At 62.9% G+C, this 21,140-nt stretch carries 23 protein-coding genes; 13 read left to right on the forward strand and 10 right to left on the reverse strand.

The features are described 5' to 3' along the window. Positions 1-30: 30 nt before the first annotated feature. On the reverse strand, positions 31-321 hold the full coding sequence (gene groES, locus GTA51_RS15605) for a co-chaperone GroES (protein ID WP_160962689.1): 291 nt from the start codon (positions 319-321) through the stop codon (positions 31-33). A gap of 453 nt (positions 322-774) precedes the next feature. Between groES and GTA51_RS15610 the strand changes: the two genes are divergently transcribed. The 6 genes from GTA51_RS15610 to GTA51_RS15635 are packed head-to-tail and all read left to right on the forward strand — an operon-like array spanning position 775 to position 6,052. After that, positions 775-2,694 (forward strand): NADH-quinone oxidoreductase subunit 5 family protein, encoded by a 1,920-nt coding sequence (locus GTA51_RS15610; protein WP_160962691.1) that lies wholly within the window; start codon positions 775-777, stop codon positions 2,692-2,694. After that, positions 2,694-3,542 carry an NADH-quinone oxidoreductase subunit H gene (locus tag GTA51_RS15615; RefSeq protein WP_170300342.1) on the forward strand — a complete coding sequence of 283 codons (849 nt, stop codon included), beginning with the start codon at positions 2,694-2,696 and terminating at the stop codon, positions 3,540-3,542. The genes GTA51_RS15610 and GTA51_RS15615 overlap by 1 nt, the downstream gene beginning before the upstream one ends. Before the next feature lie 30 nt (positions 3,543-3,572). Then, a complete protein-coding gene (locus GTA51_RS15620; protein ID WP_160962695.1) occupies positions 3,573-4,016 on the forward strand; it encodes an NADH-quinone oxidoreductase subunit B family protein in 444 nt (147 codons plus the stop codon). A gap of 51 nt (positions 4,017-4,067) precedes the next feature. Further along, positions 4,068-4,433: an NADH-quinone oxidoreductase subunit C gene (locus GTA51_RS15625; protein ID WP_160962697.1), complete on the forward strand. Its 366-nt coding sequence runs from the start codon at positions 4,068-4,070 to the stop codon at positions 4,431-4,433. Between the two features lie 12 nt (positions 4,434-4,445). Continuing rightward, positions 4,446-5,672 (forward strand): hydrogenase large subunit, encoded by a 1,227-nt coding sequence (locus tag GTA51_RS15630; RefSeq protein WP_160962699.1) that lies wholly within the window; start codon positions 4,446-4,448, stop codon positions 5,670-5,672. A 17-nt stretch (positions 5,673-5,689) separates the two neighbouring features. Next, the gene (locus GTA51_RS15635; protein ID WP_160962701.1) at positions 5,690-6,052 is read left to right on the forward strand and encodes a 4Fe-4S dicluster domain-containing protein; all 363 of its coding nucleotides are present in this window, start codon (positions 5,690-5,692) and stop codon (positions 6,050-6,052) included. Between the two features lie 247 nt (positions 6,053-6,299). On the opposite strand, the gene GTA51_RS15640 is transcribed toward GTA51_RS15635, so the two are convergent. The 3 genes from GTA51_RS15640 to GTA51_RS15650 form a co-directional block, all read right to left on the reverse strand. Further along, a complete protein-coding gene (locus tag GTA51_RS15640) occupies positions 6,300-7,166 on the reverse strand; it encodes a DNA polymerase III delta subunit-related protein (protein ID WP_160962703.1) in 867 nt (288 codons plus the stop codon). A gap of 299 nt (positions 7,167-7,465) precedes the next feature. After that, on the reverse strand, positions 7,466-8,779 hold the full coding sequence (locus GTA51_RS15645; RefSeq protein ID WP_160962705.1) for an adenylosuccinate synthase: 1,314 nt from the start codon (positions 8,777-8,779) through the stop codon (positions 7,466-7,468). A 15-nt stretch (positions 8,780-8,794) separates the two neighbouring features. Next, on the reverse strand, positions 8,795-9,133 hold the full coding sequence (locus GTA51_RS15650) for a hypothetical protein (protein WP_160962707.1): 339 nt from the start codon (positions 9,131-9,133) through the stop codon (positions 8,795-8,797). A 149-nt stretch (positions 9,134-9,282) separates the two neighbouring features. Between GTA51_RS15650 and GTA51_RS15655 the strand changes: the two genes are divergently transcribed. The 3 genes from GTA51_RS15655 (at position 9,283) to plsY (ending at position 13,582) form a co-directional block, all read left to right on the forward strand. Next, positions 9,283-10,560, forward strand: coding sequence for an IMP cyclohydrolase (locus GTA51_RS15655; protein ID WP_160962708.1), 1,278 nt, complete (start codon positions 9,283-9,285; stop codon positions 10,558-10,560). A 276-nt stretch (positions 10,561-10,836) separates the two neighbouring features. Continuing rightward, positions 10,837-12,948 carry a ribonuclease catalytic domain-containing protein gene (locus tag GTA51_RS15660; protein ID WP_160962710.1) on the forward strand — a complete coding sequence of 704 codons (2,112 nt, stop codon included), beginning with the start codon at positions 10,837-10,839 and terminating at the stop codon, positions 12,946-12,948. 31 nt (positions 12,949-12,979) lie between these two features. Next, positions 12,980-13,582, forward strand: a complete 603-nt coding sequence (plsY, locus tag GTA51_RS15665; RefSeq protein WP_160962712.1) for a glycerol-3-phosphate 1-O-acyltransferase PlsY — start codon at positions 12,980-12,982, stop codon at positions 13,580-13,582. A gap of 98 nt (positions 13,583-13,680) precedes the next feature. Here the strand turns inward: plsY and GTA51_RS15670 are convergent, their stop codons facing one another. From GTA51_RS15670 to GTA51_RS15680, 3 genes are all read right to left on the reverse strand, one after another. Continuing rightward, positions 13,681-15,852 carry a PAS domain S-box protein gene (locus GTA51_RS15670; RefSeq protein WP_160962714.1) on the reverse strand — a complete coding sequence of 724 codons (2,172 nt, stop codon included), beginning with the start codon at positions 15,850-15,852 and terminating at the stop codon, positions 13,681-13,683. A 104-nt stretch (positions 15,853-15,956) separates the two neighbouring features. Next, positions 15,957-16,508, reverse strand: coding sequence for a hypothetical protein (locus tag GTA51_RS15675; RefSeq protein WP_160962716.1), 552 nt, complete (start codon positions 16,506-16,508; stop codon positions 15,957-15,959). Then, positions 16,505-17,803 (reverse strand): HDOD domain-containing protein, encoded by a 1,299-nt coding sequence (locus tag GTA51_RS15680; protein WP_160962718.1) that lies wholly within the window; start codon positions 17,801-17,803, stop codon positions 16,505-16,507. Before GTA51_RS15680 ends, GTA51_RS15675 begins: the two co-directional genes overlap by 4 nt. Positions 17,804-18,330: 527 nt before the next feature. On the opposite strand from GTA51_RS15680, the gene GTA51_RS15685 reads away from it, so the two are divergent. Then, positions 18,331-18,522: a hypothetical protein gene (locus GTA51_RS15685; RefSeq protein WP_160962720.1), complete on the forward strand. Its 192-nt coding sequence runs from the start codon at positions 18,331-18,333 to the stop codon at positions 18,520-18,522. Then, positions 18,519-18,893 (forward strand): hypothetical protein, encoded by a 375-nt coding sequence (locus GTA51_RS15690; protein WP_160962722.1) that lies wholly within the window; start codon positions 18,519-18,521, stop codon positions 18,891-18,893. The genes GTA51_RS15685 and GTA51_RS15690 overlap by 4 nt, the downstream gene beginning before the upstream one ends. Before the next feature lie 341 nt (positions 18,894-19,234). Here the strand turns inward: GTA51_RS15690 and GTA51_RS15695 are convergent, their stop codons facing one another. Next, positions 19,235-19,450, reverse strand: a complete 216-nt coding sequence (locus GTA51_RS15695) for a hypothetical protein (RefSeq protein WP_160962724.1) — start codon at positions 19,448-19,450, stop codon at positions 19,235-19,237. A 94-nt stretch (positions 19,451-19,544) separates the two neighbouring features. Continuing rightward, positions 19,545-19,739 (reverse strand): hypothetical protein, encoded by a 195-nt coding sequence (locus GTA51_RS15700; protein WP_160962726.1) that lies wholly within the window; start codon positions 19,737-19,739, stop codon positions 19,545-19,547. 454 nt (positions 19,740-20,193) lie between these two features. Between GTA51_RS15700 and GTA51_RS15705 the strand changes: the two genes are divergently transcribed. Together GTA51_RS15705 and GTA51_RS15710 are read left to right on the forward strand one after the other, a co-directional pair. Next, positions 20,194-20,466: a hypothetical protein gene (locus GTA51_RS15705; RefSeq protein WP_160962728.1), complete on the forward strand. Its 273-nt coding sequence runs from the start codon at positions 20,194-20,196 to the stop codon at positions 20,464-20,466. Then, positions 20,457-20,789: a hypothetical protein gene (locus tag GTA51_RS15710; protein ID WP_160962730.1), complete on the forward strand. Its 333-nt coding sequence runs from the start codon at positions 20,457-20,459 to the stop codon at positions 20,787-20,789. Before GTA51_RS15705 ends, GTA51_RS15710 begins: the two co-directional genes overlap by 10 nt. Here the strand turns inward: GTA51_RS15710 and GTA51_RS20735 are convergent. After that, positions 20,757-21,140: hypothetical protein (locus GTA51_RS20735; protein ID WP_211922611.1), on the reverse strand; the 384-nt coding region annotated here is incomplete at its 5' end. The two genes, GTA51_RS15710 and GTA51_RS20735, sit on opposite strands and share 33 nt — an antisense overlap.

The following is a 21,140-nucleotide window of genomic DNA, read 5'->3' on the forward strand; positions in this document are numbered from 1 at the left end:
AAAAAAAGAAAAAGGGAAAGGCGCGGGGCCTTAGGCTTCGATGACGGCCAGGATGTCGTCTTCGCGCATGACGAGGAAATCTTCGTCATCAACCTTGATCTCGGTGCCGGCGTACTTGTTGAAAAGGACGAGGTCACCCTTCTCGACGTGCATCTTCTGGTGCTTGCCATCGTCGGCGATCTTGCCCGGACCCACGGCGATGATCTCGCCTTTCATGGGCTTTTCCTTGGCAGAGTCGGGGATGATGATGCCGCCCTTGGTGACTTCTTCCTGTTCCAAACGCTTAACCAGCACGCGATCGCCTAAGGGTTTAAGCTTCATACAATAACCTCCATGGTTTTTGGCTGATGAGCCGTGCTGCTGGCACTCGCAGGGTGTGAGTGCTAACGGCAGGCGGGAAAATATCTAAACACATTGGCGTGAAAGGCAAGGGGTTGGAGCGAAAAAAAAGGGGTGGGGCCTGATTTTTTCATCCTTTTGTAACATCCTGAAATTGTGCAAAATTTAATTTGGCGCCGGGCAAGGGGGAGCGCCGGACTGCTCTTTGCGACGCGAACAGGCCGGTTTTCCAGGGAAAGGAACCCTTGTGAAAGGAATCACGCTATTGCACCGGGTAGAATTTTCTCGTAAGACGCCTAAACTTGACGCTCTTCCCCCAGGGGCCTAAAAACAATCCGAAAGCAGGCGGTCACTTTGCTTGCGGATTGTTTTGCCCGGCGGCGGGGGCAGAACGTGTGTCCCAGGCGGTCCCCTAACTTTTTTATCGAGGTGCCTATGCTCGACACGCTGGTCTTTGTGACGGTGCTGTTGCCATTTTTGGTGGCAGCCGTGTTGCTCGTTTTGCGAGAGCAAAACGTGCGCAAGGTCATCCTGGTCGCCACGGCGGGAGTGCTTGCACTCGCGTCGCTGGCCATGCTGCGAGGCGGAGCGTTTATCATGTCGCCAGCGCCACTGTATGACACCCTTATCACCCTGGGTGATTTTGTCATACTATTTGTGGTGCTGTTCGTCGGTATCAAACGCAAAAACCAGATTATTATCTGGCTCTCCGTCGCGCAGATCATCGGCCTCATCATTCTCGACTTCTTCATGGTGAAGGAGCACGGGAACATTCCGGCCTTTTTTGCGGATGATTTAAGCCTTGTCATGGTGCTGATCATCTCCATCGTCGGTTCGCTGATCGCCGTCTACGGTATCGGCTATATGAAGGAACACGAAGAGCACCTGCATCTGACCAAGTCGAAACAGCCTCAGTTTTTCTTTTTCATCGTGCTTTTCCTGGGGGCCATGAACGGCCTGGTTTTGGCCAACAATCTGCTGTGGATGTATTTCTTCTGGGAATGCACCACCTTGTGCTCGTTTATGCTCATCGGGCATGACGACACCGAGATTGCCCGCAAAAACGCCGAACGCGCCCTGTGGATGAACGTCCTGGGCGGCACGGCCTTTTTGTTCGGCATCATCCTGCTGCAAAAGGTGGTTGGCACCCTGTCGCTGCAAGAGATCCTGGCGCGCGGCCCCGAATTCGCCGTGGCCGGCGGTGCCATCCTGGTGCCCATGTTCCTGCTGGTGTTCGCCGGCATGACCAAGGCCGCCCAGGCCCCGTTCCAGAGCTGGCTGACCGGTGCCATGGTCGCACCCACCCCGGTCTCGGCCTTGCTCCACTCGTCCACCATGGTCAAGGCCGGCGTCTACATCATCGTGCGCCTGGCCCCGGTCTACGCCGGAACCTACTTCAGCAACTTCGTGGCCCTTTTCGGGGCCTTTGTTTTTCTGGCCACGGCCTGTCTGGCCGCCGGACAGTCCAACGGCAAGAAAATCCTGGCGTATTCCACCATCTCCAACCTGGCGCTGATCATTGCCTGCGCCGGCATCAACACCCCGGCGGCCATCACGGCGGCCATCCTGCTCATCCTCTTCCACGCCATCTCCAAGGCGCTTATGTTCTTGTGCGTGGGAGCCATTGAGCAAAAGATCGGTTCCCGCGACATCGAGGACATGCGCGGCCTGTTCGCGGTCATGCCCCGTACGGCACTCGTCGCCATCATCGGCATCATGACCATGATGCTGCCGCCCTTTGGCATGCTCATGGCCAAGTGGATGGCCATTGAGTCCGCCCACGGGCAGTTCCTGCTGATGATCATGCTGGCCCTGGGTTCGGGCGTTACGGTGCTGTTCTGGTGCCGTTGGGCCGGACTCATGCTGGGCACCCCGGTGGCCAAGGCCAAGCCTGAGGCCCAGGACATCACCGTGCGTGCGCCGCTCTACATCCTGGCCGGGCTGGCCCTGGTGGTCAGCTTCTTCTCGCCGGTGGTCTACAACAGCTTGGTGGCCCCGGTCGTAAAAATGTATTACAAGGCCGCGCCGTACGCCCTCCCATACGGCAACTTTGATTCCCCGGTCGGCATCTTCCTGGTCTACCCGCTGTTTCTCCTCTTGGGCCTTGGCTTCTACTTTGCCCTCAAGCAGGCGCGCAAGGTGACCGCCGCCCAGTGCTCCCAGCCCTATATGTGCGGCGAGCAACAAACGGTTGACGGCAAGCCCGGCTTCCTCGGTCCCCTGGGGCTGCATGTGCCTGTCCAGTCCGGCAACTACTATCTGGAGCAGTTCTTCGGCGAGACCATGCTCTCCAAATGGATCAACGTCATCGCGCTCGCCGTGCTGGTGATCATGCTTTTCGGAGGCGCCCTGTGATTACCAAAATCATACTCGCCATTTTGGCTCTGGTTGCCGCGCCGCTCTTGGGGGCGCTCATCACCGGCGTGGACCGCCGGATCACCGCCTGGTTGCAGTCGCGCTATGGTCCGCCGATCCTCCAGCCCATCTATGATGTGCTCAAACTCTTGGGCAAAGAGCCCATGGTCACCAACACCTGGCAGGCCCTTTGCGCCTATGTCTATATTGTTGGCGCGGCCCTGTCGGTGGTGCTGCTGTTTACCGGCTCCGACCTGCTGCTGATCTTTTTCGTGCTGACGGTCGGCGCGGTCTTCCTGGTCATGGGCGCCCTGGCCTCGCCCTCGCCCTACAGCCAGATCGGCGGCCAGCGCGAGCTGCTGCAGATGCTGGCCTACGAACCGCTTCTGATCCTTGTCTTTGCCGCCATCGCCATGGTGACCGGCAGCTTCAAGGTCAGCGCGGTGTTTGAACAGACCCGGCCGCTGCTCTACGACCTGCCGCTGATGTACATCGTTTTGGGCTATGCGCTCACGATTAAGCTGCGCAAATCCCCCTTTGACATCTCGGCCAGCGCCCACGCCCACCAGGAACTGGTGCGCGGCGTCTATACCGAATACTCCGGTCCGTTTCTGGCCATGATCGAAATCGCCCACTGGTATGAGGTCATCCTCGTGCTCGGGCTGTGCGCCCTTTTCTGGTCGACCAGCGTTGTGGGCATGGTTGTGCTTGTGGCGGTGACCTACCTGGCCGAAATCATCGTGGACAACGTCACGGCGCGCCTGACCTGGCGCTTCATGCTCAAGTCCGCTGTCGGCATGGGGCTGGTCCTCACCCTCGTCAACATGCTTTGGCTGTATGCCCAATAACGTTTGCCAAGCCAAAAAAGAGAGCACGCCATGTTAGGCAATTTGATCAATCAGGGACGCATCAAATCCCCGTGGGTGGTCCACTTCGATTGCGGCAGCTGCAACGGCTGCGACATCGAGGTGCTGGCCTGCCTCACGCCCATCTACGACATTGAACGCTTCGGCATTTTAAACATCGGCAATCCCAAGCACGCCGACGTGTTGCTCGTGACCGGCACCGTCAATCACCGCAACAAGCATGTGCTCAAAAACATCTACGATCAGATGCCCGGACCCAAGGCCGTTATTGCCATCGGGGCCTGCGGCTGCTCCGGGGGCGTGTTCCGCGAGGCCTACAACGTGGTTGGCGGCGTGGACAAGGTCATCCCCGTGGATGTCTATGTGCCCGGCTGCCCGGCCCGGCCCGAAGCCATCATCGATGGCGTGGTGGCGGCCCTGGAGAAGGTCAAGACGCTGCTGGGCATGACGGCCTAGCTGCAACCTGCGACGCAACCGGGGTCCGACCCCGAAGGCCAGGAGAATATTGTGCTGGAAACGATTCCTCTTTCCCTCGACGAAGTCGTCGCCGTGGCCAAAGAGCACTTTGACGGCGGCTGGCGGTTGGTCACCATGACCGCTGTGGATGTCGGTGAGGCCGGTTTTGAGATCTTTTACCACTATGACAAAGACTTGGTCATGAAGCATTATCGGCTCTCCATCCCCAAGGAGACCGTGGTGCCGAGCATCTCCCCCGTCTACTTTGCCGCGTTGCTCGTGGAAAACGAGAGCCGCGATCAGTTCGGCATCTGCTTCTCCGACATCGTTCTCGATTTCGGCGGGCACCTGTACCTTGAAGCTGAAGTCCGCGCCATGCCGTTTTGCAAAGTCAGCGTGGCTCAAAAACAGTCCTAGAGAGGGAAGCGTATGGCCCGTACTATATTGCCTTTCGGTCCGCAGCATCCGGTGCTGCCGGAACCCCTGCATCTCAAACTCACCATCGAGGACGAAATCGTCGTCGAGGCCCTGCCCACCCTCGGTTATGTTCACCGGGGACTGGAAAAACTGTGTGAAGTCCGTGATTTCAACCAGATGGTCCAGATCGTCGAGCGGGTCTGCGGCATCTGCTCCTGTCTGCACGCCCTGTGCTACTGCGAAGGCATCGAGCAGATCATGGGCGTCGAAGTCCCCAGGCGCGCCAAGTATCTGCGCACCATCTGGGGTGAGCTCCACCGCGTCCACTCCCACCTGCTGTGGCTGGGCCTTTTTGCCGACGCGTTCGGCTTTGAAAGCCTTTTCATGCAGTTCTGGCGGGTGCGCGAGCGCATCATGGACATCATGGAAGCCACTTGCGGCAACCGCGTGGTGGTCTCGGTCAACGTCGTTGGCGGCGTGCGGCGCGACCTTTCCCCGGAACAATGCCAGTGGATCGAGCAGCAGCTCATCATCTCCGAGAAAGAAATCCGTCAGCTTCAGACCACGATCTTAAATGATTACACGGTCAAAAAGCGTTGTTGCGGCAAGGGCGTGCTGACCAAGGAGCAGGCCTACCAGCTCGGCGCGGTCGGTCCCATGCTGCGCGGTTCCGGATGGGCCCAGGACGCCCGCCAGACCGGTTACGCCGCCTTTGGCGAACTGGGCTTTGAGCCGATCGTGGAATACGACGGCGACTCCTATGCCCGTTGCGCCGTGCGTTTCCGCGAAACCCTCCAGTCCTTTGACATCGTGCGTCTGGCCATTGCCCGGATGCCGGCCGGCGAAACCGCGGCCAATGTCGAAGGGGCCAACGAAGACGACACGCCCAGGATTATCAGCGGCAATCGCGGTGGCATCATGCAGTCGTATAACCGCGACAAGCACCACAGCATCACGGCCGCGCCACCCCCGGACCTGGATATCCCGGCCGGCTCCCTGGCCGCCAAGGTCAAGGGCAAGCCGGACGGTGAAGCCGTTACCCGCGTGGAACAGCCCCGGGGCGAACTCATGTACTACCTTAAGGGCGTGGGTTCCAAGAATATGGACCGGGTGCGCATCCGCACGCCGACATTCGCCAATATCCCGCCGCTTCTGGCCATTCTGCCGGGCTGCGAATTGGCCGACGTGCCGGTCATCGTGCTCTCCATTGACCCCTGCATCAGCTGCACCGAACGGTAAAAAAGGAGCGCGTTTCCATGTTCAACATGACCAAAAACGTCGTTGCGAACCTCTTCGCCAAAAGCTCGACAAGGCTCTATCCGTTTGCCGTGCGGGGCCATTTCGAAGGGTTTCGGGGGACGTTGCACATTAATATCGATGAGTGCATCTTCTGCCGCACCTGTCAGATCAAATGCCCGTCCCAGTGCATCGCCGTGGACAACAAGGCCGGCACCTGGACCTGTGAAGCCATGAGCTGCGTGTATTGCGGCGTGTGCGTGGATGTCTGCCCCACCAGCTGCCTGTCCATGAGCAAGGAACACCGCCAGGTGGCCACGGAAAAACAGACCATGGCCTACCAGGGCGTGCCCAAGAAAAAGAAAAAGGAAGCCGCCGAATAGCCGCTTCCTGAACATTCACCTGTTTCCCAGCGCCCGCCCGTCGGTTTCCGACAGGCGGGCGCTGGTCGTTTGCGCCCGGTCCGGGTCTTGCGGGGGCAGGCATTTCCACCGTCCGTCTGATCAGAGGTCTGGCTCCCGACAGGACCGAGGGGTGCCTGGCCTTACGGTCAACGCGTTTCGGAGCAGGACGTTATTGCAGCCACTCAGGGCTGGCTGCTTCTGCGATGGATTCTCAGGGATGCGGCGACTACCCGCGAAGCCATAAGTAGGCCCGCGTGGCCAGGCGATCCAGCACCACCGCCGGATTGACCGAGGCAATGAGCGCTTCCTGGCACTCGGCCAAAAGGATGTCCAGACGCCGGGGCACGTCCGCATCGCCGCAGACCGACAAGCGGGCCGAAAGCGGCGTGTCCGAGCGACCCGCCAAAAATGCAGCCAATTCCCGCGACAACTCGGTCAGCACCCGCTCGGCCGTCAGCCGCGACGGCCGACCCTTGACCCCGGTAAACCAGCCCCGGCCCGAACGCCAGAAACCGGCCAAAGCGTCGAGGATGGGCCAGGGATCGTCCTCGCCGCCGGCCGGCAAGGGCAGGCTGGCATCCGGCCAGGCCAGGGTCATGACAAATGAGCGCGACACCAGTGTCGGGAAAAGCCGCTCCCGCTGGGGCGAAAGCAACACGAACACGTTGCCCGGACGCGGTTCCTCCATGGCCTTTAAAAGCGCATTGGCCGCTTCGTCCGTAAGCCCTTGCGCTTCGGCCAAAATCACCACCCGCCAGCCCGACCCGCGCGGCGGCTCGCCCACCAGGGCGCGCACCTCGCGCATATCCGCCACTTTGATGGTTTCCGCGCCACCGTCGAAATACTGCAAATCCAAAAATACTTTGTCGCGAAGCTGGATGCAGACCGGACACAGGCCGCAAGGGGGGGACGCGTCCCGGCAATTAAGCCGCGCCGCCAGCCACATGGCCATGGCCGCGCGCTCATCGGCCGTGCCGCCCTCCAGGATCAGCGCCTGGGGGATGGCCCGGGCCAAGGCGTCAAGGCCGGCGAGCACATGGGACTGGCGCTCGGGGACGCCAAAGGGAAAGGGGGATTCGTTTACGGAGCGCATAAGTGGATACAGCGTCTCCAGTGGTTCTTGGCAATGCGCCGCATTGCCTATGGAAAATTTTCCTGCAAACCTTTCGGCCCCGTCTTCGGGGCCGAGGGCAGGTGGGGGGCGCAATTTTCCTGGCTGGCCCAGCCGTTCCTGCGGCTGGGCCAGCCAGGAAAATTGCGCCCCCCATCAGAGACGGCTTCCCGCCGCCGACCATCCCACCAACCGCTGCCCGAACTCCCGCCCCCCTTTCGGGGGGGCCGGGGGGATCATCCCCCCGGCGGGTTCGGGCAGAGCCCGATCTGATATCTTTCCTATCCCCTAATAATGGTCTGCCGGCGGTCGGGGCCGACGGAGAGGATGGAGCAGGTGGTTTTGAGCGACTGTTCGATGCGCGACACGTATTCCCGGGCGGCCAGCGGCAGGTCTTCCCAGGCGGTGATGCCGGTGATGTCTTCTTCCCAGCCGGGCATGGTCTCATAGATCGGCTCGACGAATTCCAGCGCGCCTTCTTCCTGGGGCGGGTATTCGTAGATTTTGCCTTTATAGCGGTAGCCGATGCAGATTTTGATTTCGAAAAGGCCGCTTAGGACGTCGAGTTTGGTCAGGGCAATGTCGGTCGGGCCGGAGAGGCGGGCCGATTCGCGCAACAGCACCAGATCGAGCCAGCCGCAGCGGCGTTTGCGGCCGGTGGTGGCCCCGAATTCGCCGCCTTTTTCCTGGAGGTAGTCGCCGACGGTGCCGAAGAGTTCGGTGGGGAAAGGCCCGGAACCCACGCGGGTGGTGTAGGCTTTGACCACGGCCACGACGCGCGACAGCACATCCGGGGAGCAGCCGCTGCCGGCGGCGGCCTGACCGGAGACGGTATTGGACGAGGTCACAAAGGGGTAGGTGCCGTGGTCGATGTCGAGGTGGGTGCCCTGGGCACCCTCAAAGAGCACGTCGCCGCTGGCCAGGGTCTTTTGGATGATCGAGGACACATCGCCCAGGTAGGGCAGCAGCCGTTTGGCCACCGGGGCCAGCCCCTCGGCCACGGCCCCCGGGTCCAGGGCCGGGATTTCGTAGAGTTTGGTGAAAAGCGTGTTTTTTTCCACCAAAGCCTGGGCGATTTTCTTGGCCAGCAGCTCCGGATCGGCAAAATCGCCGGCGCGGATGCCGATGCGGGCCATCTTGTCTTCGTAGCACGGCCCGATGCCCCGGCCGGTGGTGCCGATCTTGGAGCCGGCGCGAAGGGTCTCGCGCGCGCCGTCCAGGAGCCGGTGATAGGGCATGATGACGTGGGTCTTTTTGGAAATGACCAGACGCTCCGGGGAGACGTCGATGCCTTTTTGGGCCAGGGTGTCCATTTCGCGGCACAGCACTTCGGGATCGAGCACCACGCCGTTGCCGATGAGGCAGGCTTTGCCGTCGTGGAGGATGCCGGAGGGGAGCAGGTGCAGCACGGTTTTTTCGCCGCCCACCACCAGCGTATGCCCGGCGTTGTTGCCGCCCTGGAAGCGGACCACGGCCTTGGCCGATTCGGTCAGCAGATCGACGATCTTGCCTTTGCCTTCATCGCCCCACTGCGCGCCGTGGATGACGATGCCACGCCCGGCCCCAGGGGCCTGCGGGTTGCGAAATTCGCCCATGTTTTATGACTCCCCTCAATCCTTGGGCCGAAAGGCCAGGACTTTACCCTTGTTTTGGCGTTTGGGGCCGGCCTTTTTCCCGCTCGTTTCCATGGCGTCGCCAAGGGGCGTGGCCAGGATCGGCGCGGGTGTGGCGGGCTGTCCCGGCTGTTGGCCTTCGGCCCAGTGATGATTGAACAATTGATTTTTAAAACGCATGCCCTGGATCATGGCCAGGACCAGAACGGCTTCCTCCCAACGCTGGGACGGCTCGAAACGCGACACCGTTTCGCTGTATTTGTCCCACAGCGCCATGAGCGAGGCCTCGTCAAAGGCCCGAAGCTGTCTGGCCATCTTTAACAAAACCTGTTCCACGACAACTCCCTTGCCCCGATAACTGCAGCGACGCGCGCTGCGGACAGGCCTTGTTAGCAGAATTGGCCGGGCCTTCCAAATGCAATTTGCCCCCATGCCCCGGCTGTGCTAGGCACGCTTGCACGAATGCGACAAGGAGCGGTGACGCCATGAGCGATCTTAAAAAAATGTACACCACCATGGTGGACGATCCTTTCCCGGCCGAACTGGTCATTCGCCTGGGCGATGCCGAACTGGCCTTTGCCAAGCGCACCTGGACCATCGACGGCCAGGAAAAAGGTTTGCGCTATGGGGAAAACCCGGATCAGCCGGCTGCCCTGTACGCCCCGGTGTCCGGCCGATTGACCCTTGGCGGCGTGACCTTTCGTGGTCCGGGCGATGGGCTGGTGTGCGCCGCCACGGAAGAGCATCTGCTGCAATCGGGCAAACATCCCGGTAAGACCAATCTCACCGACGTGGACAACGGCGTCAACATCCTCCAGTACCTGACCGCCAAACCGGCCGCCGTGATCCTTAAGCACAATAATCCCTGCGGCGCAGCCTGGTCCGATGCCGGCCTGTGCGCCGCCTTTACGGCCGCTTTTTCCTCGGACCGCATTGCCGCTTTCGGCGGGGCCATCGTGGTCAACCGCACCCTCGACGTGGCCACGGCCGAGCAGATCAACGCCGTCTATTTTGAAGTGGTGGCCGCCCCGGACTACGAGCCGGCGGCACTGGAAATCCTTAAATCCAAAAAGAATCTGCGCATCTTCAAGCTGCCCGGTCTGGCCCAGCTCGACAAGCTGGTGGGTCAGCCTTTTCTGGATGTCAAATCCCTGGCCGATGGCGGGCTGGTGCTGCAGTTTTCCTTCCGAAACAAGATTCTCTCCACGGGCGATTTCCTGCCGGCCCAGGCGACGGACAAGGCCGGAACCACGGTCGTTGCCCGCGCGCCCACACCCCAGGAAGCCGAAGATCTGCTGTTTGCCTGGGCCATCGAGGCCGGGGTCACCTCCAACTCGGTCATATTCGTCAAAGACGGGGCCACGGTCGCCATCGGCACCGGCGAACAGGACCGGGTCGGAGTGGTGGAACTGACCATTTTCAAGGCCAAGACCAAGTACGCCGACAGTCTGGCCTTTGCCGCCCACAAGCTGTCGCTGTATGAACTGACCCAGAAAGCCGCAACCGATCCCGAAGCCCTGGCCAGCCTGACCGGCATCAAAGCCCGCACCGAGGCAACCTGCGGCGGATTGGTCGGGACGGTGGTGGTGTCTGACGGCTTTTTTCCGTTTCGCGACGGCGTGGATCTGTGCATCGCGGCCGGGGTCACGGCCGTGGCCCAGCCCGGCGGCTCCATCCGCGACACGGAAGTCATCACAGCTTGCAACGAGGCCTCGCCCCAAGTGGCCATGGTCTACACCGGCCAGCGGTCGTTTAGACATTAAGAGAGGAAGCGAAGGCAGAAGATGCCTCCGGCGGCCGGGGGGGATAATCCCCCCCGGACCCCCTTGATTAGAAAGTCTTTCAAGGGGTTTTGGGCGTTGGCTGGCAAGCTGGTCGGCTGTGGCGGCCGGGCAATGCCACTCCAACGCTCACATATAAAAAATTTTCTCGTTGCAGGGGTCCGGGGGGATCATCCCCCCGGCCGCCGGAGGCGTCTTCGTTTCTTTATTTCCTCCGGCGGCGTTGGCCGTCTTGGGCGCGGAGCAGAAGGACTAGAAATGGCGTTGGAACGGTATGCCGGGCCGGGTTGTCTGGTGGAGTTTATGCAGGGCAACCAGAGTCAGGTGGCCTGGGTGCTGGAAGAGTCTTCGGGCCGGTTGCGGGTCTATACGCTCACCCATCGCGAGGAGAAGATGGCGGCCTCGCGGGTGTTGCCGTGGATGGGACCGCTCTATGACGGACCGCGCGACCGCAGCCAGATTTCCGAGATTCTTTCCACCCATCAGGCCCGGCGCGAGGCCGGGGCCAAGGCCATCGCCCCGCTGGAACTCTGGGAGTTGGCCCAGGGCGAGGTGCGCGAGGAATCGGCGCAATGGTTTGCCGGGCTGGTCGGCGAAACCCCGGACGTGGACGCCGTGGCGGCCATGGGCCGGGCGCTTTTGGGCTGCAAGACCCATTTCAAGTTCCATCCGCCCAAATTCGAAGTCTATTCGGCCGAGGTGGTCGAACGCCGGCTGACCGAATCGGCGGCGGCCGAGGAGCGCGAGAAAGTCGTGGTGGCCGGCCAGACCTTTTTCAAGGAACTGTGGCAGGGCTGGGCCGCAGGGGATCGCAAACGCGGCGCGTCCCTGGCTGCCAAGCTCGATCCCGAGGCGGCCGCGAAGCTGGCCGGGCTGTTGCGCCGGGTCATTGCCGACGCCGACGACCCGGAAATGGCCACCTTGTGGGCCATGCTGCGCAAGGGTCTGCCCGAGCATCCTTTTTTGCCGCTGATTTTGGCCAGCCAGTGGGGCATCGTCTCGCCGCACCACAATTTCCATTTGGATCAGGCCGACTACGACGCGGGCAACGACTGGCACAAGCCCTTTGCCGCCGAGATTGAGGCCCGCCGGGCGGGCCTTGCCGCCCTGGCCCGCGAACCCGAGCCGATTCCCTTTGTCAGCATCGATTCGCCAACGACCCGGGATATCGACGACGCCTTCTACGCCGAGACCCTGCCCGGCGGCGGGGTGCGGTTGTACCTGGCCCTGGCCGACCCGGCCCTGGACTGGGACTTCGGCGGCCCGCTGGATACCGCCGTGGCCCACCGGGCCTCGAGCCTGTATCTGCCCGAAGGGGTCAGCCACATGCTGCCCGAGAGCCTGGGAACCGATCTTTACAGCCTGCGGGCCGGCGAGGTGCGGCCTTCGCTGCTTATGGAATGGGACTTTGCCGCAGACGGCGAAATCGTTGGGTTCGCCATGCGAAAGACCTTTGTCCGGGTGGCGGAAAACACCTGCTATTCGGTCGTCGAAGCAGCCCTGGAGCGGGGTGACGCTGCCCCGCATCTGGTTCTTGGCTGGAAACTGGCTGTCCTTTTGCGCGATAAACGCCTGGAGCGCGGGGCGGTCATCATCGAGCGGCCCGAGCCGGAAATTATTTTGGCCGGCTACCCCGACGACGCCCAGGTGACGATGGCCGTGTGCCCGAGCTATCCCAAGGCCCAGTTGCTGGTCAGTGAATTTATGATTCTGGGCAATACTGCCGCCGCCGAATACGCCGTGTCCCATGGCGCGGCCATGCTCTTTCGCACCCAGGACGCGCGGCTGCCGCCGGAAGTCCGGGGCGTGCACAGCGATCCGCCGGCCATCCAGCGGGCGGTGCGCGAGTTGCCCCCGACCCTGACCGAGCCGGACCCCCGGCCCCATGCCACCTTGGCCGCCCCGGCCTATGCCCCGGTCACTTCGCCGCTGCGGCGCTATGCCGATCTGATCAATCTGGCCCAGCTGGAAAGCCTGTTGCGCACCGGCGCGCCGCGCTGGAGCCGGGGGGAGCTGGAGGCCCGGATGCCGGCGCTGTCGTCGCGCATCGAGGCCGTGGGCCGGGTGCAGCGGTTTCGGCCGCGCTATTGGAAGCTGCTTTTTCTCCAGCGCACGTGCAAGGAGCGCACCTTCGAGGGTGTGGTGGTGGACTGCGGTGGACCCTTTGTCTCCCTGTCCCTGCCCGACATCCAGATCTATGTCCGGGCCACCAAGGATACGCTTGGCGACACGATTTACACCGGCCAGCGCTATGCGCTACGGTTGGGGCGCATCGATCCGCTGACCAATGAGTTGCGGGTGTTTGGCGCGGAAGAGATTCCGGCCAGCCTGCCCGACGAACAGTTGTTTATGGACGCTGGCGCGTCCTGATCCGACAAGCCGACAAAGAGCGAGGGACTCCATGGCCGCTATCGGTTTCATTCTGTTGACCTATCTGGTTGCCTCTTTCCCGTTTGGTCTGCTCGTGGCCCTGGTTGGCTGCGGCATCGATCCGCGTCGGGCCGGCAGTTTGAACACCGGGGCCACCAACGTGGCCCGGCTGTGCGGCACCCGGCTGGGTGTATTGACGCTGCTGCTGGACCTGGCCAAGGGGCTGGTGCCGGTGCTGTGCGCCCGGGCCATGACCGATTCGGTGGTGTTTGTGTCCCTGGTTCTGGTGGCGGCTGTGGTCGGGCACATGTTTTCGGTGTTTCTCTACGGCCGGGGCGGCAAGGGCGTGGCCACCGCCATCGGGGTTTTTCTGGCGGCGGCTCCTGCCGTGGCCTTGCTGGCAGTGGCCGCCTGCGTGGCGGTGATCCGCGTATCGGGCTATGTTTCGGCCGGCTCCCTGGTTTTGGCCGTGGCCGTGCCGGTCTTGTGCGCGTTTTTAGGCCAGCCGGCCCTGGTGCCGGCCGGGGTGGTGGTGGCCGGGCTTATTATTTACAAGCATCGCGACAATATCGCCCGTCTGCGCGCCGGCCAGGAGAAATCCTGGCGCAAGAGCCCGGCCCCGGCGGCCGGCTGAGCCACGTTCCAACTGCTTGTTTCGGCTTTGTCCGCAAAAAAGCCCGGCTGCCAAGGTGCAGGCCGGGCTTTTTTATGGCGCTGGTCCTGTGGGGCCATTTAAGGCTGACTGTGGTCAGCGCGGGAGGTGCCGAGCAGCGGCCGGGGATCGGCTTCGTTTAACGTGAGCAGCATCCGTCCGTCAGGCAGGGCCACGGTATTAAAATCGATCCAACGCGAGCGGCCGTCGCCGCAACGCACCGGATAGATGCGGTGGCAGGGACGGCCCTGGATGGACTGCCAATCGGCCGCCACCCGGGCGCGCAGGTTGGGGTCGGGATAGGCCTTGGGCATCCACTCGACCACAGAGGGAATGTCATCCAGCGTGTAGCCCACCAGATCCGTAAAGCGCTGGTTGACATAGAGGGTGCGCCCATCGGCCGCTGCCAGCAGGGTGGCATAGGGGACATGCTCCAGAATGGTGCGCAGGGTTTCCGCGGTGCGGTGCAGATCGTCCCGCATGCGGGCCAGGGCGGTGATTTCCTCGGCGTGCAGCATCACCGTGTCCGGCGCAACGAAAACGAAGGTCATGTCGAACAGGCCGGCGTCTTCAGCTCCGGGCACACGCAGGGACAGGCGGCGACGACCGGTGCATCGGCCCTCGAAGGCGCTCCACAACGCCAGATACACGTCCGGGGACGCCTCGAAAATGGTTTCAGCCGGGCTGCCCAGGCAGCCACCGATGCGTCCCCGGGAAAGGGCTTCGGCCGCCTTGTTGGCGTTGGCCAGGACAAACTGGCGGTCGCTCAGGGCAAAGGTGAAGGTGGGCAGGGGGAAATTGCGCAGATGGGTTTGCAGGCGTTCTTCGCTGGCGGCCAGTTCGGCTTGGACCTGCTGGCGCTCGGTAATGTCCTCGATAAAACCTTCGATAACGCGCTCCCCGTCGGCCTCCACGGACAGCCGGGCGTGGAGATTGCCGATAAACATCGAGCCGTCCTTGCGCCGGTAGGGATTTTCAAAGTTGAGCAGCCCCTCCTTGTTGGCCAGCCGGTGGACGACTTCCCTGCGCCGTTGCGGATCCTGGTAAAGCGTATTGGTATCGCCGCCGGCCTGGGCCAGCATTTCTTCTGCACTGGCGTAGCCGAAAAGCCGGGCGAGGGCCGGATTGGCTGACAGCAGCCGGCCGTCCTGGGTGGCCCGGAAGATACCGAGCACGGCGTCGTTTATAATCCGTTGGCAGCGGGCTTCGGCGGCGGCCAGGGAGTCGGCGGCGTGGTGCAGGTCGCTGACGTCGCGGCCGTAGATATTGGCCTGGCCTGAGGCGGGCAGGGGCACGACGGTCAGGCGCTGGACGCCTGCGCCCACCGCCATGTCAATTTCCTGGGAAGTGGCGCTGGTGAGTGCCGCCTGCACGGCGTCCAGAATCGGCGAACCCACCGGCTCGCCCACGGCCAGCCCGGCAGCGTCCAGAAGCGGGCTGCTGGCCCGGTTGGCAAAGGCAAGCCGGCCGTCCCGGCCCACACGCAGCACCGGGTTGGGATTGTCTTCGGGAAACTGGGCCACGGCGCGCAGATCTTCAAGCGCCTGGCGTTCGGTGGTGACATCCTGCACCGTGCCGAGAATGCGCCGGGCCCGGCCATCGGCGTCGTATTGGCAGCGGGCCACGGCCTTGGCCTGCCGCCACAGGCCATCGCCGCGTTTGAACCGATACGCGTAGTGGATGGGTTCGCCTCCGGCAGCCATCCGGTGCCGGACGCTCATGACGGCCTGCCGGTCGTCGGGATGGACCAGCTCCATGAAGGCGGCAAAGTCCGGGGCAGGGCTGCCGGCCGGCAGGCCGAAGATGCGGAAAAATTCCTCGCTCCAGAAATCCTCGCCGGTTTGCAGATCGCGCACGAAGCTGCCCACCCGGGCCAGATGCTGGGATTCGCGGTAGCAATCCCAGAACTGGGGGGGCGTGTTGCGCGCATCCGGCCCCAGCCAGTCCGGCTGCTCCAGGGCGCGCACCAGCGGCAAGAGCCGCTGCGGGGCGTTTAAGAGGATACGCCGCACGTCGCCCGGGAGTTTGCCGGTTAAAACGCACAGGATATCGGGATCATCATTCAGTTCCCGGGCCAGGGCCTGCAGATGTTCCTCGGACAGGCTCGGGATGGCGCCGCGCTCCAGGCGGCTTAAATAGGACGGCTGGATGCCCAGGCGGGCGGCCAGTTGGCGCAGGGTGAACCGGGGGTCGTTGGCCAGAAGGGCCAGACGTTTGGCCCGGATGCGTTCGCCGAAAGAAAGTGCAGCCATAGTCCGTGTACCATAGCGTGCACGGTGCACAGAGGCAACTGCGAGGCTTGTGCTATTTTTTGTATTATATGGAAATTATTGGTGTTAACAACAGTTTCTGGCCATCAGGCCGTGCCGTGGTCCGGCAGCAGGCCCATGGCCCGGGCCGAGCGTTCCAGGGTCAGGCGCAGGCCCGGGTAACTGGCAACATCCGCTGTTTCGAGCTTGTCGGCGATGCGCCGGGCCAGGGCGGTCAGATCGGCCCGCTCGGGATCGTCAAAGGCCTGCAACGCGGCCATGGCTTTTTCCGTCTTGCCCAGGGCCAAAAGCGTCAGGCCAAGGCCCAGGCGGGCAAACACATCCTTGCCGTCGGTTAAGCGCAGCACATGCTCAAATTCCACCCGGGCCTGGATGAACTGCCCCAGTTCGTAGAGGCAATGGCCCAGACGGTTGCGCACCGCCGGATTGGACAGATCCCCCCGCGCCGACTCCCGGTAGGCGGCCATGGCCGCCGGATAATCGGCCGCCGCGTAGGCGGCGTCGCCAGCGGCATGGGGAGAGGCTGCCTGCCCGGCGGCGGGAGTGGCGTCTGGCGGCGATTCGGTGGGAATTTCCCGGCCAAGCAGGGCGCGAAAGAGATGGCGGCGGGGAATGTTGCGCGGCGTGTCAGCGGTCATGAGCGACTCCTGCGTTGGGTGGGCTGGGGGCTGGCCCCAAAAAACAGCGACTCAATCTCGGCAATACGGGCGTCGCCGGCGGCCGCCACTTCGGCCAGGACCGTTTCGGCCAGTCCCAGACTGCGCCAGGCCGCTTCGCTTGCTCCGGGCGTGGGTGGGCCGGGAAAGGCCGGCCAGACCCAGGCCTGGGCCAGGATGTCGGCAATGTGGACGATGGCCGTTTCCCGGGACTGGGGCTGGCCGTCGGGGGCATGGTGGTCGGCGACCATGGCGGTCAGCGCCGGCGGGAAGTTCCAGTTGGTCATTAAGGCCCGGCCAACGGCTGCGTGGTCGAAACCGAGCACGGCGATTTCGGCTTCACTGGCCGGCAGCCCCTCCACCCGCGACAGAAGCAACGCCCGGCCGGCAGCGGCCGGCAACTTGCGCAGGATCACCAACTGGCCGAGATCGTGGAGCAGCCCGCCCACAAAGACCCGGTCCGCAGCGACTCCGGGCACGGTCTGGGCCAACAGCGAGGCATAGACGGCGCAGGCGGCGGCATGCCGCCAGAACATCCGCATGTCGTACAGGCCCGGAGCGATATCGGAAAAGGCGGACAGGGCGGCCAGACCCGTGACCAGGGTGGTGAGTTCTTTCTGGCCGGCCATGGCCACGGCCCGGCCAATGGAGTCCACCGGGGTGCGCGAACCAAAAAGAGGGCTGTTGACGAGTTTCAAGAGCTTGGCCGTCAGGCTCGGGTCACGCCCGACGATGCCGGCCAGATCGGCGTCCGAGGTTTTTTCGCCGTCTTCCAAAACCGCCAGCAGGCGCACGTACACCTCGGGCAGCGTGGCCAGTTCCACGTCGCCTGAGACCAGACTGGCCGGGTCCACGGCACCCTCGGCGAAAAGCTGCTGTTCCGGCGGCAGGCCGGCCAGGGCCGGGCCGTCGGCCACGGCGTCGAGGTCGAGTCCCTGGGCCACGGCCAGGGTTGCGGCCCGGCTGACGGCCAGATCGAACACGGCCCGGCCAAACGGGCTCTCCAGGTCCAGGGTCTGGAAGCGGGGTGTGAGCAGGTGGCGGCAACGCCTTTGCGCGACGGCCAGCCGGTCTGCTGCCGCATCGGTTTCCGGGGTGGTGTCATCGCCGTCGCTTGCTGCGACATCCGCGACGCGCACGCCGTAAGCGCGCATGCGCCGCAGATGCTCTTCGGAAAGCATGGTGCCGCGCGGAACCAGCAAGGCTCCATCCTGGCCAATGATATCCCTGCCGGCCACCATGCCGGGAATGACGTCTTCTATGCTGTGCTTCGCCACTGCCTGTGATCCTCCGGTCGCTCCTGGCCCGGGGCCATCGATTGGAGCGGGAAATGTTCGGGCCGCAGGTTAAGATTGTAAAAAAGCTAACCGAAAGGAAAGGTATCTTTGGTCATTTGCCCTGCCGGTCCCGGTCGTTGTCCAGAGCGCTATTTTTTATGCTTTGAAATTATTGGTTAAAAAAACAATGCATCGCTGGATCAATATTGGCCTTGGATTTGCATTTCAAAAAATCAAAGCGGACGGTCTACCTACACCGATCCCGCTCCAAATCAACTGGCCGTGGCGGTCACCCCCTAGCCTCCTCCCCCAACACGCCACCACGGCCTTTTCAGGAAGCCGCTTGGGCCACTCCCTGGGCCTGGGCGGCTTCCGCTTTTGGAGCAGCCCTGCTTTTCGGTCCTTTGGGGGTTGATGGCCAGGCAGTTCGTGATTATAGCCCGATGACACCGCCATTGCCGGCCGACGTCACGGGCGTAGTCCCACGCGCATCGACGCCCAGCCGGCGGCACTGTGGGAGCTGCCTTTTGGATAGCAAGGAACCCGGACCCCAGGCCTTTCTCGATTTCATCAGCCAGCGGCTGGCCAAACGCCAGCGTGAGCTCGATAGCGCTGTAAAATTCTCCAGCCATTACGCCCAGGTGGAAAGCATCATCCTGGAACTCAAGGCTGTCCGCACCAAATTCATGACGCTCATGCGCCGCGAGGGACTGTTATGATCCATCTGACGCGCCTCTCCGTGATCCTGCTGGCCACCCTTTGGCTGGGACTGGCCGTCCCGGCCCAGGCCCAACAGGACGCCGGTATCGTCGGCACCTGGTCGGCTGCGGTCCTTGGCCAGGAGGTCACAGCCAACTTCACCCGCCAGGGTGACATGATTTACGGCGTGGTGGTTCTCCCGGACATAAGCGGCAAAACCAACACCTACCATCTGGCCGGCGTGATCGTGGGGGCTGATTTCGCAGCCCAGCACGGCAGCGGCCATCTGCTCAAGGGCCGGCTCACCGGGCCGAATACGGCCGAAGCCGTCTTTACCCTCAAATCAGGACCAGCCGTGCCGCTGCATCTGGTCCGCCGGACCGGGCCGTAAGGCCGCATGGCCGGCTGGCCGCTTGCAGCGCCCGGGCGGGCTGCATCTGATCCGCCGGACCGGGCCGTCGGGCCGTACGGCCGGCTGGCCCTTTTGCGTCTGGCCAGACTGCATCTGATCTGCCGGCCCGGGGTGTCGGGCCGCACAGCCGGCTGGCCGCTTGTAGCGCCTGACCAGGCTGCTTTTGATCCGCCGGCCCGGGCCGTAGCCGCATCCGGCCTCCCGAACCCGGGCCGGCCCGGGTTGCCCGCAATCCTTGCGCAACGGGCTTGCCACGCCGCACCCCGATGCGCTGCGAGATTGCACCCGCAAACAAAGGACTCCTGTTTTGCCCGCGCGCTCTAAGCCCCGGTGCTTTTGGACCCCGGCGGCGTCACCGGCACCCGTTCGTCCTTGGCCCGGTCGGTCCAGGCCCGCTTGAGCGCGTCCACCTCTTCGGGCGGCAGGGTGGCCTCGATGGCGTCAAAGGTCCGGTTGCGGAAAAAAACGAGATCCTGATAGCTTGGGGCCTGCCGGATCAGTTCCATATAATAGGCCAGATTTTGTTCCTGCTCCATGGCGACGCCATCCCCCGTCACGCCTCGTTATCGTACAAACGGTTTAGCCGAGGCTGGCGGCGGCTGCAACGCCCTTGTCCGGTAAAATTTCGGGTTACCCTTCCGGTGTATTGAAAGAGCCGCATTTTTCGCAGACAAACCCGGCGTATTCCGGTCGGCCGTCCTGATCGAGCCACACCTCGACCTCGTTTTGCTCGGAACAGTTGGCGCAATAGATGGTGGCGATATGCGTTTGCGGGTCGTAGTCGCATTCCATGCCGCCAAGAACGATGGTTTGTGCGTCGGTCATGGCCGCCTCCTTGGGGGATGTTCGTTCTGACTTTCCTTTGTAGCACTGTTTTGGAGGGGCGCAAGGCCCTTCGGCCAGCCTGGGGTGCGTCCAGGGATTGCCAGCCGCCTCCGGCCGGGCTATCGCAGGGCGGCAAAACCACGCGGGAGCCGCCGCTTTTCCCAATCTTGGCCAGGAGGCAGAAGAGCCTCCGGTGGCCAAAGGGCTGAGCCCTTTGGAATCCCTCCTAGAAGGCAAGGGGTTAAGGGGGAACGGCGTTGCCGCGAAGGGGAATGGGGCAAAAATGCACTACCATCGGACGAGCGCATGTCGCAGCGCAAGCTTGACGGATACCACCGTTGCTCCGGCGGCCGGGAGGGGGTAACCCCCTCCCGGACCTTCCCTGCTCGGGGGCAAGGGGGGGTAAACTGGTTTCAAGCCGGGCTTGGTTTCAACATACGAGAGGAAAGAAAGCATGAAAGATACGTTGGGTCTCTATTACTATCCCAATCCCGCCGAGAAACGGGTGCGTATGTATGTGCGCGTCAGCTTCGGGCAGGTGGAATTCCGCCTCTGGAACAGCGAGCACGCTGCGATCTGGGAACGCCATGACTGGATTCCCTATGCCGACATTGAAGCGGCGGCCGCAGAATACAAAAAGCGCGGCACCGGGACGGATCCGTTGGAACTGTATGACTTAAACGTTGCCAAGCGCCTGCTGGCCGACGAGGGCGTCCCATGCCCGTAGGCCCGGATCTGCGCGTGTACGGCGAGGTGCGCGGCCTGACCGCTGCGGCCTGGGCGGGCCTCGCCGGTCAATGTCCCTTTGAGACGGCGGAGTACACCGACGGAACGCTGGCCCTGGAGCACGAGGGGCGTTGGGTGGATGCCGAGGAGTTCCTTGCCGCCCTGGCCGGCGTCGCGGGCGCAGACAGTGCCGGCCACTGCGATGTCATCGACAACGAGGCCTGGACGATCACCCGCTGGGTTCTGGATGGTGGAAAATGGTCGTCGCAAACATTCGGTATTAATGATGTTTTAGAAAATACGGTCAAGGACGGCAACATTTGACTTGACGGGAGCGGCCGGCGCGCCTAGATAGCCTCTCCCGCTGCGGGAAACCGGGGTGGGCAGGCCTGGGATCGAAAGAAACCTGGCAATGATTGAAAAAACGAGTTGACAGGCATCGCAAGCGCGGCTATTTAGTTCAGCCCGCTGCGGAAAGCCGCAACGCGGATCGAAGGGCAACGGCACTTCGAGTTGAGTGAAAAAAAACGTTGACGGGCCGGGTGGATGAGCGTAGAAGCTCACCTCCGCTTCGGGAAACCGGAAACGGACGGGTCGCTGGAAAGCGAAACGAAGTTGAAAAAAAGTGTTGACGGTGCTGGCGGGGAAGCGTAGAAGCTCACCTCCGCAAGCGAA

Origin of the sequence: Solidesulfovibrio aerotolerans, assembly GCF_009856865.1 — a bacterium.
In the GTDB taxonomy this organism is placed as follows: Bacteria; Desulfobacterota; Desulfovibrionia; order Desulfovibrionales; family Desulfovibrionaceae; genus Solidesulfovibrio; species Solidesulfovibrio aerotolerans.

What these genes read in the sequence shown, in the direction of transcription:
- groES (WP_160962689.1), bottom strand. Translation starts at nt 321, where the DNA reads ATGAAGCTTAAACCCTTAGGCGATCGCGTGCTGGTTAAGCGTTTGGAA.
- GTA51_RS15610 (WP_160962691.1), top strand. Translation starts at nt 775, where the DNA reads ATGCTCGACACGCTGGTCTTTGTGACGGTGCTGTTGCCATTTTTGGTG.
- GTA51_RS15620 (WP_160962695.1), top strand. Translation starts at nt 3,573, where the DNA reads ATGTTAGGCAATTTGATCAATCAGGGACGCATCAAATCCCCGTGGGTG.
- GTA51_RS15630 (WP_160962699.1), top strand. Translation starts at nt 4,446, where the DNA reads ATGGCCCGTACTATATTGCCTTTCGGTCCGCAGCATCCGGTGCTGCCG.
- GTA51_RS15635 (WP_160962701.1), top strand. Translation starts at nt 5,690, where the DNA reads ATGTTCAACATGACCAAAAACGTCGTTGCGAACCTCTTCGCCAAAAGC.
- GTA51_RS15640 (WP_160962703.1), bottom strand. Translation starts at nt 7,166, where the DNA reads ATGCGCTCCGTAAACGAATCCCCCTTTCCCTTTGGCGTCCCCGAGCGC.
- GTA51_RS15645 (WP_160962705.1), bottom strand. Translation starts at nt 8,779, where the DNA reads ATGGGCGAATTTCGCAACCCGCAGGCCCCTGGGGCCGGGCGTGGCATC.
- GTA51_RS15655 (WP_160962708.1), top strand. Translation starts at nt 9,283, where the DNA reads ATGAGCGATCTTAAAAAAATGTACACCACCATGGTGGACGATCCTTTC.
- GTA51_RS15660 (WP_160962710.1), top strand. Translation starts at nt 10,837, where the DNA reads ATGGCGTTGGAACGGTATGCCGGGCCGGGTTGTCTGGTGGAGTTTATG.
- plsY (WP_160962712.1), top strand. Translation starts at nt 12,980, where the DNA reads ATGGCCGCTATCGGTTTCATTCTGTTGACCTATCTGGTTGCCTCTTTC.
- GTA51_RS15670 (WP_160962714.1), bottom strand. Translation starts at nt 15,852, where the DNA reads ATGGCTGCACTTTCTTTCGGCGAACGCATCCGGGCCAAACGTCTGGCC.
- GTA51_RS15675 (WP_160962716.1), bottom strand. Translation starts at nt 16,508, where the DNA reads ATGACCGCTGACACGCCGCGCAACATTCCCCGCCGCCATCTCTTTCGC.
- GTA51_RS15690 (WP_160962722.1), top strand. Translation starts at nt 18,519, where the DNA reads ATGATCCATCTGACGCGCCTCTCCGTGATCCTGCTGGCCACCCTTTGG.
- GTA51_RS15695 (WP_160962724.1), bottom strand. Translation starts at nt 19,450, where the DNA reads ATGGAGCAGGAACAAAATCTGGCCTATTATATGGAACTGATCCGGCAG.
- GTA51_RS15700 (WP_160962726.1), bottom strand. Translation starts at nt 19,739, where the DNA reads ATGACCGACGCACAAACCATCGTTCTTGGCGGCATGGAATGCGACTAC.
- GTA51_RS15705 (WP_160962728.1), top strand. Translation starts at nt 20,194, where the DNA reads ATGAAAGATACGTTGGGTCTCTATTACTATCCCAATCCCGCCGAGAAA.
- GTA51_RS15710 (WP_160962730.1), top strand. Translation starts at nt 20,457, where the DNA reads ATGCCCGTAGGCCCGGATCTGCGCGTGTACGGCGAGGTGCGCGGCCTG.